Annotated in this window: 11 protein-coding genes; 6 read left to right on the plus strand and 5 right to left on the minus strand. The window is 43.1% G+C overall.

What is annotated here, in order from left to right:
- Positions 1 to 55: 55 nt before the first annotated feature.
- The 6 genes from ACOFKR_RS07235 (at position 56) to ACOFKR_RS07260 (ending at position 8,613) form a co-directional block, all read left to right on the plus strand.
- A complete protein-coding gene (locus ACOFKR_RS07235) occupies positions 56 to 1,873 on the plus strand; it encodes a SusD/RagB family nutrient-binding outer membrane lipoprotein (RefSeq protein WP_419803350.1) in 1,818 nt (605 codons plus the stop codon).
- A 417-nt stretch (positions 1,874 to 2,290) separates the two neighbouring features.
- A complete protein-coding gene (locus tag ACOFKR_RS07240) occupies positions 2,291 to 3,364 on the plus strand; it encodes a phosphotransferase enzyme family protein (protein ID WP_419803351.1) in 1,074 nt (357 codons plus the stop codon).
- 92 nt (positions 3,365 to 3,456) lie between these two features.
- On the plus strand, positions 3,457 to 4,806 hold the full coding sequence (locus ACOFKR_RS07245; RefSeq protein WP_419803627.1) for a Gfo/Idh/MocA family protein: 1,350 nt from the start codon (positions 3,457 to 3,459) through the stop codon (positions 4,804 to 4,806).
- A 209-nt stretch (positions 4,807 to 5,015) separates the two neighbouring features.
- Positions 5,016 to 6,545, plus strand: a complete 1,530-nt coding sequence (locus tag ACOFKR_RS07250) for an alpha-L-fucosidase (protein ID WP_419803352.1) — start codon at positions 5,016 to 5,018, stop codon at positions 6,543 to 6,545.
- A 47-nt stretch (positions 6,546 to 6,592) separates the two neighbouring features.
- Entirely contained in the window at positions 6,593 to 6,757 is a 165-nt protein-coding gene (locus ACOFKR_RS07255; RefSeq protein WP_419803353.1) for a hypothetical protein, read from the plus strand.
- 29 nt (positions 6,758 to 6,786) lie between these two features.
- Positions 6,787 to 8,613 carry a beta-N-acetylhexosaminidase gene (locus tag ACOFKR_RS07260; RefSeq protein ID WP_419803354.1) on the plus strand — a complete coding sequence of 609 codons (1,827 nt, stop codon included), beginning with the start codon at positions 6,787 to 6,789 and terminating at the stop codon, positions 8,611 to 8,613.
- 212 nt (positions 8,614 to 8,825) lie between these two features.
- On the opposite strand, the gene ACOFKR_RS07265 is transcribed toward ACOFKR_RS07260, so the two are convergent.
- The 5 genes from ACOFKR_RS07265 to ACOFKR_RS07285 form a co-directional block, all read right to left on the minus strand.
- Positions 8,826 to 10,379, minus strand: a complete 1,554-nt coding sequence (locus ACOFKR_RS07265) for a glycoside hydrolase family 28 protein (protein WP_419803355.1) — start codon at positions 10,377 to 10,379, stop codon at positions 8,826 to 8,828.
- Entirely contained in the window at positions 10,307 to 13,150 is a 2,844-nt protein-coding gene (locus ACOFKR_RS07270; RefSeq protein ID WP_419803356.1) for a glycosyl hydrolase, read from the minus strand. Before ACOFKR_RS07270 ends, ACOFKR_RS07265 begins: the two co-directional genes overlap by 73 nt.
- 93 nt (positions 13,151 to 13,243) lie before the next feature.
- On the minus strand, positions 13,244 to 14,071 hold the full coding sequence (locus ACOFKR_RS07275; protein ID WP_419803357.1) for a sugar phosphate isomerase/epimerase family protein: 828 nt from the start codon (positions 14,069 to 14,071) through the stop codon (positions 13,244 to 13,246).
- Entirely contained in the window at positions 14,068 to 14,904 is an 837-nt protein-coding gene (locus tag ACOFKR_RS07280; RefSeq protein ID WP_419803358.1) for a phytanoyl-CoA dioxygenase family protein, read from the minus strand. Before ACOFKR_RS07280 ends, ACOFKR_RS07275 begins: the two co-directional genes overlap by 4 nt.
- Before the next feature lie 85 nt (positions 14,905 to 14,989).
- Positions 14,990 to 17,968, minus strand: coding sequence for an FG-GAP repeat domain-containing protein (locus ACOFKR_RS07285; protein ID WP_419803359.1), 2,979 nt, complete (start codon positions 17,966 to 17,968; stop codon positions 14,990 to 14,992).
- Between the last annotated feature and the right edge of the window lie 9 nt (positions 17,969 to 17,977).

Raw genomic sequence — 17,977 nt, forward strand, 5'->3', positions numbered from 1 at the left:
CTTGATGTACGGCAACGCACACATAGCATTTAAACATTAACAATAATTTAAACAGATGAAAAAGATATATATATTAGGATTGGTTGCTTTCGCATTAGCCAATCCATCCTGTAAAAAAGACCTGATCAGCCTGAACACCAATCCGAATAAATTAAGCGATGTGAGCCCTGAAATCCTTTTTACAGGTGCCACGGCAGATTTTGGTTTAACCGGCCGCAACAATACTTCCAAGAAATATGGGACTACCATGACGTATATGCAATATATCGTGGCTGATGGGGCTGATGGGGCAGGGCTTGCCAACGCCTATTGGAACCCGACTAAAACAACAGGGCCAAATCCGGGCTTCCCCTATTATAATGATTATTATACCGGCATGGGCAGGGACATGCACCGTATTATGGATAAGATCAATTCTTTGCCTGCAGATCAGCAGGCAACTTATCAGGGACTGAAAGCCATAAGTTCCATTGTAGATACATATCTTGCCTGGCGGGTTGTAGATGTTTTTGGGGCAATGCCTTATTTACAGGCATTTAATGATGTACAATACCCGTTGCCGGTGTATGATTATGATTATACCTTGTATAAAGTGTATGACAAGCAATTGAAAGATGCCGCAACATTATTAAAAAATAATACAAGCGGACAGTTTGCCCTTGGCAATCAGGATTTCTTTTTTGGCGGTGATTATACAAAATGGCTGGCGTTTGCAAATACGTTACGGATCAAAATTGCCCAGCGTTATGAAAAACGCGACGCACCGAACCTAACAGGTGTGTTGAACGATATTGCCACAAACTTTTCCGGCAACATCATCTCTTCAAATGCAGGTTCGTTCGGTTACGATCAAACCCGCAACTGGAACAACAATGTGGATGATATCAATGTTATTTTGTTCAATTATGATGCTGCGTTTCCGTTTGTAGAGTTCTTAAAATCAACCAACGACCCACGCATTAAGTTTATGGTGCGTGAGAATGATTTCGGGGCAAATTACGCTGGTTATACAAACGTTCAGCAAAACGGCAATGCTGCGGCTAAAGCTGCGTTGTTACAGACAGAGAACATGGTCCGTTACTGGGGAAAGCACGTATTTCCGGCATCTGTTAGTTCTACTTACGGTTTTACCGGAGGTACAAGTATAAAAACCTTTACAATTGGTAGTACTGGTACTCAAAATTTAGGCTTGCTGTCGGCCATACAAAGTCGTTTTTTTGTTAAAAACGGTGGTTTTGGCGGTTTTGATGCCCGTTCTTCCCCGAATTTAATGCACACGGATGAAATTTACGCATCAGATCCGGGCACGATAAAAATGAGGACACCATATTTAAACTATGCCGAAACCTGTTTTATGATGGCCGAAATAGCCGAAAAAGGCGGCAACGGCTTGGGCAAATCCGCTTCACAATGGTTTTATGCTGGTGTGCAGGCATCATTTGATCAATATAAAGCCGCTGCCATTTCGATCAATGTTCCGAACGCAACTAATGTGGTGATCGGTAATTTTGCCACAACACTTCCTTACAAAGGCCTGCCAAGCATCTACTCTCAAGCCTGGGTAAACTTTTTAACAGAGCCTGACGAAGCCTGGGCCATGTGGAAACGTACCGGCTATCCGCAATTTACAGATGTAAGGGCAGGAAACAACGGGGCAATCGGAGATGGGTCCAGTATTGCGTATTTAGAAGGCCTGTGGGACGGCAGCCAAAACCTGCTGATCCCCCGCAGAAATTCGCTGGATTTAAGCTCAGGTTCTAATCAAAACTCTGCAAACTATTCTCTGGCCATCAAAAATATGATTGCCAAAGACCCGGCTTATGGAATAAGTACTTTGGATACCAAAGGCAGGATTTGGTGGGATATGAAGTAGTTAATCAACATATTGATAAATTCAGGGCTTGTGTAAATCTCGCCCTGAATTCTTACATGCTTCTTTTATCGCCTAAAATTTGGTGATGTTTACAGGTTTTGGATCACGATAAATTATAAAAAACTAAATTTAGTGGCATAAAAGAAGCATCATAAAATTGTTGTCAAAAATTTAAACTGGTTCAAAATATAATCATCAGTAAGGCAAGGTTTTCTAACGGGAATCTTGCCTTACTGTTAATTTATCCTGATAACGGAAGTAGGCAATGCTTCTTTTATCACCTAAAAAATTGTTATTATACTTTTGTACAGAAACCTGTTATGCAAAAAAGGCTAACCGATATTTATCATGAAGTTGTTTCAAACGTTTTTGCGATGCTTCTTTTATCACCTAAAATATTGATTCGGTAATTAAAAAATGGAGTACGAAGCAATTGAAAAAAATAATATAGCCGGTGTTTTAACACAATTTGGCTTGAATCGGGACGATTGCCAGTTGAAAAAATTCGGTTCTGGCCTGATCAATTATACCTGGAAAGTAAGTGCCGGTGAAAGTTCTTTCATCCTGCAAAAAATCAACGATACAATTTTTAAATGTCCTGAAGACATTGCAGACAATATCAGAAAGCTGCAAGTATTTTTGCAAAACACTGTTCCGGAATATCTTTTTGTGGCACCACTTCCTGCGTTATCTGGCAAATACCTTGTTCGGTCGGCAGACGGCGCGTTTTATCGGTTGTCGCCTTTTATACAAGGTTCTCATACGATAGATTACCTTCAACATCAGGAGCAGGCTTATGAAGCAGCGGTACAATTTGGGAAATTTACCAGGCTGTTAAAAGATTTTGACATCGATGGCTTGAAATATACGCTCCGGGATTTCCATAACCTGAATTTGCGCCTGAAAGAATTTAAAGCGGCCCATGCACAGGCAGGCCAAAGCAAGATTGACATGGCAAATGAAGCAGTTGAGGCTGCTTTTTCAAATATTGGTATTGCAGAAACTTATGAGCAAATGACCGGTAAAGGCGAAATTCCGTTGAGGGTTACGCATCACGACACCAAGATCAACAATGTACTTTTTGATGAGAGCGGAAAAGGCCTTTGTGTGATAGACCTGGACACGGTTATGCCCGGTTTCTATCTCAGTGACGTGGGCGACATGCTGCGTACCTGCCTTTCGCCCGCCGGTGAAGAAGAACGTGACTTCTCTAAAATCCGGGTCAGGGAAGATTTTTTTATAGCCATTTACCGCGGATATATGAAGGAAATGGGAGAAGTATTGACGCCGAAAGAAAAAACGCTTTTCATCTATTCAGGCAAAATGATGATCTACATGCAAGCCTTAAGGTTTCTGACAGATTTTTTAAAGGGAGATCCCTATTATCATATCACTTATCCGGGGCAAAACCTGGTGAGGGCAGGCAATCAGTTTGAACTGCTGCGGCTGTACAACCAGCAAGAGGACAGGTTCATACGACTGATAACTTAAAGGCAGAATACGTGCTTTTTTTATGGGGATAATTTATGCAACAGTAAAATATTTCATAATTTTAATAAATCATACATAAAACAATTTTGATGATGGAAAGAAGGGAATTTATTAAACAGGGGGCGATTGCTGCAGCCGGTTTCAGCATCTTGTCTTCGGATACGGTTTTCGCAAATGTAAAAGACGTAGTTAAACTGGGTTATATCGGTGTAGGCGAGCGCGGCCGGAACCATATTGCAGAAGGTTTGCTACGCGATGATGTAGAAATTGTTGCTATTTGCGATACCCAGGAAGATTCATTGCAGCATTGCCGGGAACAATTTAAAAAAGCCGGCAAAAAACTTCCGCAGGAATATACCGGCGGGATCAATGCTTATAAAAAGCTGCTCGAAAGAAAAGATATTCAGGCCGTGATTATCGCCACGCCCTGGCAGTTTCATCATCCACAGGCTATTGACGCGATGAATGCCGGAAAATATGTAGGTTGCGAAGTAGTGGCAGGTTTAAGTTTGGAGGATCACTGGGACATTGTCCGCACCTCTGAAAAAACCGGGGTTCCTTACATGACGCTCGAAAACGTTTGCTATCGCCGTGACGTACTTGCCGCATTAAATATGGTACGGCAAGGTCTTTTCGGCGAGCTTGTTCATGTGGAAGGCGGTTATCAGCATAACCTCAGAAACGTGTTGTTTAATAATGGGAAGCAGCCTTACGGCGGAGGTGTAGAATTCGGCCCGGCTGCATACAGCGAGGCACAATGGCGCACGCAGTTTAATATCGACCGGAATGCGGATATTTATCCAACGCACGGTGCCGGGCCGGCCATGCAGTATATCGATATCAACCGGGGGAACCGTTTCACCAACCTGGTTTCCTTCAGTTCCAAAGCGAAAGGGCTGGCTGCTTATGTAGAAGAACTTGCACCCGGCAATAAAAATGCAAAGATCAATTATAAAAACGGCGATGTGATCACGACGATGATCAACTGTGCAAACGGCGAAACGGTTTTGCTAAGTCACGATACGCATTTGCCGCGCCCGTATTCTTTGGGTTTCCGCGTGCAAGGCACCAAAGGCATCTGGATGGACGTGAACAAAAGCGTTTATATCGAACATCAATCTAAAAAAGACGATGTATGGGACCCTGCTTCTGAATGGTTTGAAAAATATGACCATCCGCTGTGGAAAAAATATGCCGACAAAGCGGAAGGCGCAGGGCATGGCGGGATGGACTGGTTCGTGTTCAATGCTTTCGTCCAGTCGGTTAAACAAAAGAAACAAACGCCGATAGATGTTTACGACTCGGTGACCATGAGTGTGATCACGCCGCTGTCGGAGGCATCCATCGCCGAAGGCAACAAACCGCAGGAATTCCCGGATTTCACCAAAGGCAAATGGAAAGAACGTAAAAATAATTTTGCATTGAATGATAGTGGATTCTGATAACTGGCATCCAAAAATAATCCAATTTTTAGGCAGTAAAAACAGCATGCTTCTTTTATCACCTATAAAATGGTGTGTTTTTGATCTCTACAAAAAGATAAAAAGGTAATGTTTTTTAGGTGATAAAAGAAGCATCCAATATCAATAAGATTAAACACACGGTTCAAACCTGTTCCTCATCCCATAAATACCGATTTATTTAAGCTGCTATGAAATCAAAAAGCTGTATTATTCCTATCCCAATTTGCCTCTTTCTCTTGTTTGGTTTTTCAATTGCAAAAGCGCAGGTTTTAAAAGAAAAGAACAACTTCGTCATTATAAAACCTACAGACAAACTTGCAGATATAATTTACAAAGCCGCAACCCTTACGCCTTCGCCCCGGCAATTGCGCTGGCAAGAATTGGAGCTTACCGCTTTTTTTCATTTCGGGCCAAACACTTTTACCGGCAATGAATGGGGGACGGGAAAAGAAGACCCAAAAGTATTTAACCCCGTTGAATTGGATGCCCGGCAATGGGTGCGCACGGCTAAAGAAGCTGGTTTTAAACAGGTGATCCTCACTGCAAAACACCATGATGGCTTTTGTTTGTGGCCAACTAAAACCACTCCACATTCTGTAAAAAGCAGTCCCTGGAAAAACGGGAACGGCGATGTGGTTAAAGAAGTTGCTGAAGCCTGCAAAGAATACAAAATGGGTTTTGGCATCTATCTTTCCCCTTGGGACAGAAATTCGGCCTTGTACGGTACGGATGCTTACAACGGTTTTTTTGCAGATCAGCTAACGGAACTGCTGACACAATACGGCCGCATTGACGAAGTATGGTTTGACGGTGCCAACGGCGAAGGGCCAAATGGTAAAAAGCAGGTATATGATTTTGACCGTTGGTACAAGCTCATCCGCAAACTGCAGCCAACGGCAACTATCGCGATAATGGGGCCGGACGTGCGTTGGGTAGGCACAGAAACCGGTTATGGCCGGGATACAGAATGGAGTGTGGTGCCGGCAAATAATTTAGACGCAGCTGCGATAACCGGAAATTCGCAGCAGGAGGTAAGCTTTAAACCGCAAGGCGATATGCGGGGAAATGATTTAGGCGGCCGCGATAAAATAAAAAATGCCAAAGCTTTGGTTTGGTATCCTGCAGAAACGGACGTTTCCATCCGGCCGGGCTGGTTTTATCATCCCGAAGAAAACGACAAGGTAAAATCGCCCGAAAAACTGCTTGATATTTACTATAATTCTGTCGGTAAAAACAGTGTTTTGCTGTTGAATATCCCGCCGGATAAAGATGGTTTGATCAACAAAAGCGATATCGAAAGTTTGCAGGGCTGGAAAAGGCTTCGCGATGAAACCTTTGCCGTTAACCTGGCCAAAGGGGCTGAAGTTTCCTGTGCTAACGGCCTGAATCTAAAGTCGGTTTTAGATGATGATTACCAAACTTATTTCATCACTAAAAATAAAGATACCTCGTCCGTCATCACCTTCAAATTAAAAAGTCCGGAAACTTTTGATGTATTGCTTTTGCAGGAAAACATCAGCATTGGCCAGCGTGTAGAAAAATTTGTACTGGAATACTGGAGCGATAAGCAATGGAAGGAAGCGGCAGCAGGCACAACTATCGGCTACAAACGCTTGTTGCGTTTTCCTGCGGTAACAACCAATCAGGTGAGGTTAAAAATTGAATCGGCAAGGCTAAACCCTACCATCTCCACATTTGGATTGTATAAACAGCCTTGATTTTTAAAAAGCTGTCTGCTAAAGATATTTGCCATCAACAATAAAAAATGATAAACTTACGCATATATTTAATTTTGCCTAATACTGCCGATGCTTCTTTTACCATACAAAAATTGGTGTCCGGCCATACTTCTTTTACAGGCAAAAAACAAGTGTCCAATTTTATGTCGATAAAAGAAGCATCACATTGGATCAAACAAAAAACGACATAACCAGATCAAATAAATTATAATCCATACTTATGAAAAATTTTCTCCCGCTTGTTTTATTAGTCTTTTTTGGAAGTATGGCAAATGCCCAGCTTGCCAACGATGTATCTATTATCCCTAAACCTGCTTTTGCAGAAAAAGGTACAGGTGCATTTACCATCAATAAAAACACAAAAATTATAGCAAAAAGCAACGATGCCAAAAAAGTAGCCGGACTGTTCAATTATTTTCTGAATAAAAAGTACGGTTTCATGTTAAAAGTGGGCAACAATACAACACCCGGGGCTATTGTTTTGGATACTTCGCCCACATCGAAGTTTTTGCCGGAAAGTTATCAGCTTAAAATCACCAACAACGGTATAAATATTTCGGGGGAACGCAGCGGCGTTTTTTATGGCGTACAATCTTTGTTGCAATTGATCGATGGTACCAAAAACCATCTTACGGTTCCGGCAATGACCATCCGCGACCAGCCAAATTTTGCTTACCGCGGGTTGATGCTTGACGTGAGCCGTCATTTTTTCGAGGTAGATGAGCTTAAAAAGATCCTGGATGTAATGGCATATCTCAAACTAAACAGGTTCCACTGGCATTTGACAGACGATCAGGGCTGGCGTTTAGAGATCAAAAAATATCCAAAATTAACAACAATCAGTGCCTGGCGCGATTCGAGCATCATTGGCGGCTACAACGATTTTAAGCCATTTATATACGATGGCAAAAAAACCGGCGGCTTTTATACGCAAGACCAGGCACGGGACATTGTAAAATACGCTGCGGAAAGAAATATTGTAGTGATACCCGAAATTGAGATGCCCGGCCATTGCACGGCGGTACTGGCCGCTTATCCGGAACTGGGCAATGGAAGCGGCCCTTACCATGTAGCGGGTTATTGGGGAGTGCTCCATACGATTTACAATCCGGGTGCACCTACTTTTGAATTTTTGGAAAATGTATTAAAGGAAGTTATGGCTATTTTCCCAAGTAAATACATTCATATCGGAGGCGATGAAGTGCCAAAAGATGAATGGAAAACTTCCGCGTTAGCGCAAAAAATTATTGCCGATAACCATTTAAAGGATGAGGATGCGCTGCAAAGCTGGTTCATCAATAAAATCGAAAAATTTTTAAACCAGAACGGGCGTAATTTAATTGGCTGGGATGAAATACTGGAAGGCGGATTGGCACCAAACGCCACGGTAATGAGCTGGCGCGGCGAACAAGGCGGCATTCAGGCTGCAAAAGAAAGCCATCATGTCATCATGACTCCCGGACCTTATATGTACATTGACAAAGCGCAGGCAAAAGACAACAAAACAGAACCTTTATCAATCGGGGGATTTTTGCCCTTAAATACCGTGTATAACTATCACCCCGTACCGGAAGTGTTAACACCAGAGCAGCAAAAATACATTCTTGGTGTACAGGCAAACCTATGGACGGAATATATCCCGACAAATAAAAAAGTAGAATATATGGTTTTTCCAAGACTGGTGGCTGTGGCCGAAGTTGGATGGACGAGGCCCGAAAACAAAAATTTTGATGATTTTAGTAAAAAGCGTCTGCCAAAGGTTTTGCTTAATCTGGAAAAATCCGGCATCAATTACCGGGTTCCGGAAGCTGATGTCGTAATCGAAAACGCTGCGCAAACAGGAAGAAAAAAGATAACGCTTACTCCGCTTGTGGCAGGAAGTAAAATATATTACACAATCGATGGGCACAAAGCAGACAATACTGGCGAGTTATATTCCGGCCCGATAATTACGCCTTTTACAGGTGGCCGTCCGCTAACTTTAAGATACATTATCGTTACACCCGGAAACAGGACGAGCAACGAATTTAGCGCGGATATAAAATAAGCGCGTAATGGGTTGCCAAAAAAATAAACAAATGATATACAATGTAAAGTCCTCATTTAAAGACTGTTAAATTCAGTCCAAAATTCTGTAATGCTTCTTTTATGCCATAAAATTTGGGGTTTGCAATTGTTGCAGATGATCGTCTGTAAAGCCACCAAAATTTAGGTGATAAAAGAAGCACCTGAAACTTTGAAATTAACTTAAACAGAAATTTATTTAAAAGTAACTCCGGAAGAATTATGCTGGAAAACATCCTGCTTCTTGTCCATCCCGTTAAATTTTATGTTGATAAATTTTGCATCGTGTACATCATCCAGCACAACGGGTAAGCGGTAGTCTTTTTTTTCGGAACTCATCTTAATATTGCTGAAAACCAACCCTGTTGCGTGCCGAACATAAATCCCCCAGGCAGGCAACTCTTTAAACATCGAGAAATCAGGATATTTATTTGATTTCTCGGGTATTGAGTTCAATTTATCCAAAGGAACATCAGCAAAAAAACGGTTTCCGCCTCCGGGATGTTTAATTTCAATATTGGATAGTTGTACGTTTTTGATGATCAGGTTTGGCACGCCGGTGATGATAATCCCCGGTGAAACGTTGCGCGGCATATCTTCTATCGGTCCTTCATATTCATACCCGGCATCCGGTTTCCCGGCCGGTATCTCTGCATAAACGTTTTTGATCGTTACATTCTCAAACCGGCTTCCTTTGGCAAAACGCTCGCCCGTACGCAAAAATATCACGTTGCCGGTATTGTAAGATTGCAGTCCGTCCACCAAAATATTTTCGATAAAACCGCCATCTACAGCTTCCAAAGCCAAAGCAGAACGGTAAGTATCGTAAACTTTGTTGTTGATGATGCGGATGTCACTAAAACCGCCGCGCGAAACCGTGCCGAACTTAATCCCGTTTGCGCTGCTGCGGACGGTATTGTTCTGGATCAAAATATTTTTGCAAGAAGCATTTGCATGATGGGATTTCAGGCAGATGCAATCATCGGCAGCGTCAAAAAAAGAATTGGTAACGCTAACATCCTCACAATCAACCAAATCCACGCCATCTTCGTTCCAGTAATCTTTATTGTCCACATAAATGCTGTCCATTTTCAGGTTTTTGCACAGATCATACGTCTGGTTCCAACTGGCCGAATTTTTCAGGGTGATGCCTTTGATCAAAATATCCCGGCAGCGCAAAAAACTAATGTTCATGGCGCGGGTTTCCACTTCCGGCCTTCCGCTGCGGAATTTATCTTTGATCAAACCTTTGTCGATCATATCGATCACGTTTCGGGCAACTGCTTTTCCCTGCCCGTCGATCATCCCTTTACCTGTAATACCGATATTTTGCTGATCGATGGCAAATATAAGTGCTGTTAATTCGTGCTGATCATAATCAAAAGGGTTTAAGGAACCAAGCAATACAGCGCCTTCTTCCAACTGAATGGTTACGTTCGATTTGAGGTAAATCGAACCCGTTAAATATCTCCCCACATGAAAAACCAGCCGACCGCCACCATTTTTGCTGATGTAATCAATGGCAAACTGGATGGTTTTGGTGTTCATCCCGATCCCGTCCGAATGTATACCAAAAAGCGTGGCCAAATAATCTTTAGCAAAAATTTGGGGCGATTGCAAACATAAGCAGGTAATTAAAAAGTATTTGATCAGTTTCATGATGCTGTTTTTATCGGTTAATAAAGTGTAACGGGCCCAACCAAACCCATCGATTGTACCGGTTGCGGCCGCCGCGGATTGTTGGTCCATTTTTGAGCGATCGGGTTATCCACCAAGGTTTTCATATAGTTTCCCATGGAAGTAGTTACCTTAATTTCAATGGTGTTCAAGCCGGTTTTCAATGCTTCTTTTACCGGGTAAATTCTTCGGCCGTACCATTTTGTGCCCATTGATACGCCGTTAATACTAACTTCTGATAAACCGTAAACCTGACCCAAATTGACGTATTTTACCTTTCCGGCATCGGTAACATTAAACTGAGTGCGATAAACCGCATGGCCAGCCATATTTACAAAATCAGGTAAATCTTTTAAATCTTTCAACTCAACCAAAGCGGCTCTTTTTATTGTTCCGTCGATATGCTTAAATTCGATTGTCCAGTTTGCGGGCGTTACAGTTTGCGTTCCGGCAACGGCATTCGGCAGCCATGGCGAACCATTTTCATGCTGATCAAAAACAACCAAACGCGAATCTGCAGGGCCGAGGTTCAGTTCGATCATTCCGTTATGGCTGTCTAATTTATATCGGTTGCCCGTGTCTGCCTCCCAAATCCAGGCCTGTTTGCCCGCATACAATGCTTTGTTTACCGCTATTTTTATGGGATGGGCCGTTTGCGCGTCAGAATTGATGAACAACAATATTTCTGTTCCGGCAGTTTGATATCTCACCTGTGTTACAAAACTGTTTGGGCTATCAATTTTTACATAAGGTGTTAGGCCATATTTCTGCTGTAAGTTTTGGTACCACTCTAAAACATTGCTTTCGGGTTTGGGCAGCAAAATAAAGTTTTTTGGCAAAGCTTTCAGCCTCGTTATCCAGTTCTGTACTTGCTGATTGTTTTGTTGCCGGTTATTTTTGCCCAAGGATTTTTCAGGTTCGTTTTCGATACAAAAAATACGGCCGCCGGACGAAGCAAAGGCATATAATTTCTCCAAAGTTGCTGGCTGCATCCGCTGCACATCAACCATAAACAAGGTGTGATATTTACGCGGACCATAATGCAACTGCCCGTTTTTCATTACTGAGCCTTCAATCACACTATCGGAAACATAATCGCAGGCATTGCCATTTTGGTGGATGGATTCCCAGATCAGCGTTAAATAAGTTGGGTAACTGAACGACGGGAACGGCTCGTTTTGCGCACCAAAAATGCTCCACATATCTGCAACGGGCGGCAAAACAGCAATATCCGCAAACATGTCCGCCTGTTGCAGCAAAGCAGAATATCTGGCTTTATAATCTGTAAACTGCCGGAACTGCGGCCAGAATGTATTGCGTTCATTTAAAAAAGTACCATAGCGCACCCAACCCGGAAAAGGTGCTTCCGGCGGAGAATAATTAAACCCGTGAAACACCGGATGTGTGACACCGGAAATCATGCTTTGGTCTCCTGCTATTTTCAAAATTTCCAAAGTAGCATTGAAAACCATGTCTGTATTGGTCAGTTCTTCGCAGCTGATCAACCTTTTCCCTTTTAAATGCGCAGCCGATGAAACATATTTGTTCACCATGGAATATGCTCGGCCCAAACGGTAATCCGCCTCGCTCAGTTCTTTGCCGATACCATATTTGATCCAGGTTTCGCATTCCGGGATATCAATGTCGAAAGAACCTTCCAGCGGATAATAACCGCGGCCATAAGCTTGCGACCTTGATTTTACTTTGTTGGCTTTGCACCAGTCGGTAAAGGTTTTGATAAAACGTTCTCGGATCAGTTCGGATTTGGTCACGTCAAAATCATACCGTACGCGCTCAACGGTCTCGTTCAGATCCGGCCCTAAATCCGCACCATATTTATAATCCCAGGTATTTCCCATCGAGCCGATTTTGTACATGGTAAAGGGCAGGTAAGGCATCAGGTCGTAACCCCGGCGATTTTGAAATTCGGCAGCCATATCGGCACACCAGTTGGCACCTTCAATCTCCAAACTATCGGTAAAAAAAGCACGGATATGGTTGGAAAGCGGCCCAATTTTTTGCTGTATCGTGTCAGACATGTGATACAAATATTTTTTAACGGCCGCTTCGTTATAATGATTTAAAACCGGCCCGTTGGCTCCCGGCGCACCGTTGATCACTTCCATCGAACCTAAAATTTTTACCGTACCATAAAGGATGTATTTGCCGTGCGGTACTTTAAATTTAATGGTTTTGGTGTTGATCTGGTCCGATAACTCTACCACTTCCTCCAGGCTGTTTAACTGCTCAGGCACTAATTTTACCGATAACATTTCCATCTGCCTGCCGGGAAAAGCAGAGCTGAATTTCGGGTCGGCTTCTTTAAACAAATCAAACAATGAAATTTCATAATCCATTGGCCCTTCCAGCCGTTTTGTGCCGATAACCACTACCTGCGAGCGTTCTTCGCCTTCCAGGTATTCGGCACCGAACGGCCAGCCGGAACCTACAATCAAATCGCATGTCAGCCCCAGCTTTTTTGCTTCTGTAAAAGTATGTTCGAGCATATCAATCCAGGCCGGGCTTAGCCACTGCAAAGAAGGTTTACCCAGGTCATCGGTTACCGAGGGAAACTGGATCGGGTTGATTTCCACACCGCCGATACCTGCTTCTTTTAGCAACTTTAATTCGCGCGTCAGTTCTGTTTTTTCAACTTTATCGCCATTCCACCACCAGCGCACAAAGGGCCGATATTGCATGGCAGGATTTTTAAACAAGTTGTACAAACCGTCATTTACCGGCTGGTTGTTTAATATATTCCGGGCAGTTGCAGGCAACGCATTCATCACGGCCAGGCTGGTAACCGTTGCAGATGTTTGTGCTAAAAAACGTCTTCTTTTCATCTCATTCTGGTTTTAAGCGTTTTTGCTTTGAGCGATAAAAACGCCATGCTTCTTTTACCACCTAAATTTTTGTATGCTAAAAGAAGCATCCGGTCAGGCTTGTTGTGGCTGATACCGTTCGTTTAATAAATCCTTCATCCACAGGTTATAACGCCACTGTGTTTCGTCTGCCGGTATGTTTTTATCCATCACGGTTAAATAAGGAGGTGGGCCAAACTCCGGTGTAATCGTAACGGCCTCGGTATGGTTGGCGCGTTGCAAAGCCACGTACTTATCCCAGATTTTTAAGTGTTCCTGTAAAGCCTGCCCATACTCCGGAGCTTTCGGATCAGCAACCTGCGAACTTTGCGTATGGCCAATCCGTGCATGTAGATGTTTGGTTCTGCGGATAGCCAGATCAACCGCATCCTGCTGGTCTTCCAGGTAACTTTCGGAAACGCAAAACCAGTGCGAAACATCCATCGTCAGCATAAAATCTGGGTTATTCTGCAAAACCGGATAAACCTGATGTGCTGCAAAAGCCCATTTGTTCCGGTGCGTTTCCTGGTAAATCGGGATACCGGTTTCCCGGCTTACTTCTGCACAACAAGCCAAACACTGTTCAATTTGCTTTGGGCTGAAGTATTCCCGACCGGTTTGCGCCGTAATAAATAAAGGGTTAAGCAGGCTTAAATCCAGCAAATCCTGTTTTAATTGTTGCAGATAATCATCAAAGGTTAAATTTTGCTTGATAACGGTCATCACGATACACAATTGTAAATTATACGCTTTTAACTGATGCAATACTTCAGCAAAATCAATTGCTTCACTGTACGGAAACCATTCTACGCCAACGTAACCTACTGTTTTTACACGGGATAAAAACGCATCCCAATTGATATGTTCAAAACCCCATCGCGGACAAAAAAAATCAATTTTCATGATGATGCCTCAACTGCCGAGCGATTGTAAATAAGCGGATTCTGTACATTATTATTAAGTACATCGCCAACAGTTAACGTGTGTAAATATTCATCAGGAAGGATATTAGCCTGGCCATTAAATACATTGTTATCAGGCATATAAGCACAGGTCATGGCGCGGCGGTAACCGCTCGTCATGTTGGCACCGGCACCATGAATTGTTAATCCGTTGTGGAACGAGCAACTACCGGCTTTCATCGGCGCAGCCACAGCATTTACCTTTATAAATTGCGGATACACTTCGAAAATGCTATCCATATTTTTGCCGATACCTTTGTTTTCAAAAGTAGTTTCTTTAAACGAACCCGGAATAAAATACAAACAACCATTTTCCAGCGTGGCATCATCCAAAGCAATCCAGATGGAAAGTGCTTTCCGATCTGCGAAAGACCAAAAAGGAGTATCCAAATGCCACGCCGTTGGGTTTGCCCAAGGTCGTTTGAACAAAGCCTGGTCATGCCAGATGCGGATACCATCCACACCGGCCAGCTTGGCCGTCATCTCGCCAATGCGCGGATCGCACATAAGTTCTTTCATGCCAGCATCCGTTTGCCACAGGTTCAGCATCTGATCAAACACTTTACTGTAATAAGCAGCGTCCTCGTTTATGCCGTCATCTTCACCCAGCTTAATGTTTTTACCAGGCATTTTTAACCCGGCGCGTTCTTTAATGGCATTTGTTACAGTTGTGCGCCAATGTTCCAGTTCATCGGCAGAAAGAAAATTTTCAATAACCACAAATCCGTTTTCTTGGTAATACCGGATTTGTTCTTCGGATAACTGGTGGTTCATAATATTTAGATTTATAATTGGTTTTATATCGATCGGATGCTGTTTTTATCACCTTAATTTTAGGTTGATAAAAACAGCATCCGATTTATTGCACTTCCATCATCACGCCGGAAACGATCGGACCGGCACCTGTATTAGAGCCGTTTAGTTTCAATTCGTACTTGAAACTTTTATTGCGCGGAATTTTTATATTGAAAGTTGCCGCTGTTTCCGTTTGAGATTGAAGTGTTGCCGTAATTGTTTGCTGCTGCGGAATGCTTCTTTTATCATCTAAAATAAGTTGTGCCGATACAAACTGCCTGGCGTTAAAACGGCCGGTTACCGTTAGTTTAAAATTTTCTGCGGAGGTTGTATTGGCCATAACCGGCGAAGTATAAACCTCATAACCATTACGCCTGCCCAAACTTCCCGCATCTGCAGCAATACGATCATGCGGACCAAAACTTTGCACATTGCTGGTTCTGTTTAAACTAAAAGTACCTTCTTTATTTCCCCAATAAATTACCGAACCAATACCGTGGATACCGCCCGTTGGATTGAGACCGCCTTCGTAAACCATTGCGCCGGTGTGGTTGTAAATCAAAATATCCTGGTAGCCATCACCATTAAAATCCATCACCAAATCTGCACCGCCGGAGTAAGAGGGCAAGCGTATTTTACCTTCATCGGTTGGGAAACCATCTTTATCAATACCTAAAATAAATGTGGCGATGCGGCGTGATTCATCTGCGTGATAATTGGTGTTGATAAATTCCATTTTGCCGTCGCCATAAAGCTGCGCCACACTGCCGCCGTTGGCACCGAAAGTGTGGAAACTGCGTTTATTATTGAAGGAAAAAGTGCCTTTGTTGTTGATCAAAACGCAGGATTCGATATTATAAACTTTGGTGTCGAAGTTTTGGAAGTTGTGCGATAAAATATCCAGCCAGCCATCATTGTTGAAATCCGCCAGGCAAACACGCGTTATAAAATCAGGCGATTTAAGTACAATTGGTTTTTGCAGATGAAAACCGCCGCCGCTGTTGCTGCCCAGCGAAATACAAATCTGACTGTAGCCGCAGGTAACCGCATCCAGCAAACCATCGTTATTTACATCGCCAACAACAGCAGAATAAGCCATGTGATCAAAATCAAACAGTTCGGTTTTATATTTTCGGTTGCCTAAACCAAACAGTAACGCACCTTTTCCGCCGCTAATGGGCGTAACCAAAATGTCGAGAATTCCGTCTTTGTTAAAATCGGCCATGTTAACGGTGTTTCCGCGAAACGGTATTTCGATTTCGGTAATTTCTTTTTCCTGCGGATAATTATAAATATTGTAACGGATGGCCACGCGATAACCGTTGCCGCGCATGTAAACCAGATCGGCATGGCCATTATCTTCCATATCCGCAAAAGCAATATTGGTTTCCTGCGAAGCTTCGGGTACTCGGATCAGGTTTTCCGTTCCATATTTGCCGGCTGCGTTGCCTTTGTAAATATACATCGGCAAACCGGCCGCCGTAACGTTTTCATTTCCCGGACCATCGTTCAAACCGGCGTGGCGCGCCGTACCGCTCAAGCCATTGATCAGGATAACGTCTTTGCGGCCGGTTCCGGATAAATCTTCTGCCAAAATATCGGCTGCGCCAAAACTTTGCAGGTCCGTGCGGTCTGCTTTATCAAAAACACCGTTTTTATTATGGTAAATACAGCTGTTCACATCCACCGTTTGGTTGTTGCGGTGCTGTGCAAATAAAATATCGGTAAAACCGGTATGGTTTACGTCTGCCAGTTTTACATTAATGGCACCTGAAGTAGGCAAAGCTGTTTTTTGTGTATTGCTGAAACCCGATTTGCTGCCCCACCAGATGTAAGAATTTGTTTCAAAGTTGTAGTTGTCCTTGCTGTATTTGTTGTCTTTGCCATCAAAAGCATAAAAGTTGGCCACAACCAGATCTGTAAAACCATCTTTATTAAGATCGGCGGCATCAGCAGCAAAAGCGTTTTCCGTATCTAAAACCGTTTTGTTGTTTGCTGAAAATGTCCCTTTGTTACTCCAAAAGATTTCAGATTTATTTCCGGTCGAGGGAACGAAAATATCTGCAAAACCATCGTTATTTAAATCTTTAATCAATAATTCCGGTGCCAGCCTTTTGCCCCAACTTGGCGAAAACCGGATATTTAAAACCGGCAATAACTGCGGTTTACCGATTTTACCCTTTTCCATGGGAATAATGCGCAATCCGCCGGGCTGCCCTAATTCTAAAAATACCAACGATTTTTGTCCGTTATTCTTAAAATCAGCAATTTTCACATCAACTGCAAACTGCGTAGGAATGTTAATCTTGGCATCTGCTGCAAAACCCGGCTCTGTTTGTTTGTATAGATACGACGTTTTTTCGCGATCACCGGCACGTTTGCCTAAAGTAGCGTAACTATAATCCGGCGTTTCGCCATATAGGTGTTCGCGGCCAACATTGGCCACAACGATATCCGGCAAGCCATCGCCGGTAACATCGCCAACGGTTACACCAATTGCGCGGTCTCCGGGCAAAATCGACCGCCGCAAAGGGTTAAAACCATCGGCACCGCCCCAATAAATATAGGAAGGCATTTCGAGGAGCGTAGAACCGTGGATAATATTGGCAAAAACCAAGTCTTTATAACCATCCAGATTGATATCAGCAACAACAGCTTTTCCGCCACCAGCCGCCGGCAAACGGGTAATGTTTTTCAGGCTTTCCAACGTGTATTCAAAGTTTTGGAAAGCTGCTGCGTCCTGCGCAAAGGGGAAAGTTAGCGAACGAAGCCCGGAAGCTGTGTTGTGATAAACTAAAGCGTCGGGCGTGTCATAACCGTTGTGATCGTTGTTTACAACTATTTCCGGATAACCATCTGCATTAAAATCAAACAGGTTTACAAACTGGATTTTGCCATTTTTGGAGACATACAGGTTTCCGCCGGAATCAGAAACTTTGCCTTTGATAAAATCCTGATAAGTATGATGGTTGAACAATACCTGGGCATCCGCTTGGAAGACCGAAAAAACAGTGATAAAAACAGCAAGGTATCTTTTAAACATCGGCATAAA

The sequence above is a fragment of the Mucilaginibacter sp. genome (assembly GCF_965201005.1).
Lineage (GTDB): Bacteria > Bacteroidota > Bacteroidia > Sphingobacteriales > Sphingobacteriaceae > Mucilaginibacter_A.